1 protein-coding gene is annotated in these 719 nt (G+C 28.2%); it reads right to left on the bottom strand.

Translation table 11 applies throughout. From position 1 onward, the window contains the following. Positions 1–500, bottom strand: a 500-nt coding sequence (locus tag FUA24_RS03920; RefSeq protein ID WP_148540148.1) for a hypothetical protein, incomplete at its 3' end; no start/stop codon positions are given. Positions 501–719: the final 219 nt, after the last annotated feature.

Here is a 719-nt window from a genome sequence, read left to right as displayed (position 1 = left end):
TTGTGGGTATCAGATTTAAAAAGCACATTAAAACTGGTTAAACTACCGTAAATTCTTGTAATGTACTGTTGCAAGTCTACTTTTTGTTGTGCATCTAAATCACTAGCATTTATGCGTTGTTCCATAACACGCAATCTATCTCTAACCATTGTTATTTTATGAAAAAATTTATCAATAGGTAACTCATAAGGTTTTAAACTATCATCAGCTGGTTGTAAAATAAGTGTTCCTCCTTTGTACTTATCGGCAATTGCAACAACTTCGGTAGCGTCACTCCATTTCTTTAAAATATTAACCAAGCTTGTTTCAACATCTAAAAAACTAACAGTATCAACATCATCATGCGCTGCTTCAATAACATCAAAATCACTATTTAAATCAATAGTTTCTAATCCATTTTCAATAAATGTAACCCAATAATGTTGTGATGTAACATTGGTTATTACTCCTTTTCCGTATTCAGCATGGTTTATTCTAGAGCCAATTCCTAATAATTTCATATATCTATGTATTTAGTTCAAAATGTAACATCAAAAATAAAATAACCTTTATAATAGCAAAATAGTTAGTACTTTATTTTAACGCTTTTTAATTTCTTAATAAAACGTTAAATTTTTAAAAATAACATTAAAATAACAACCCCTTAATTTAGGTGGTTTAAAACTAGGTTTATCAAAAAAAGAACACAACAACATTCACAAAAAGCACCTTGAAAAACA

The sequence above is a fragment of the Seonamhaeicola marinus genome (assembly GCF_008085455.1).
The sequence above is the reverse complement of the archived record's forward strand: the minus strand, read 5'-3'. Positions and strand labels throughout refer to the sequence as shown.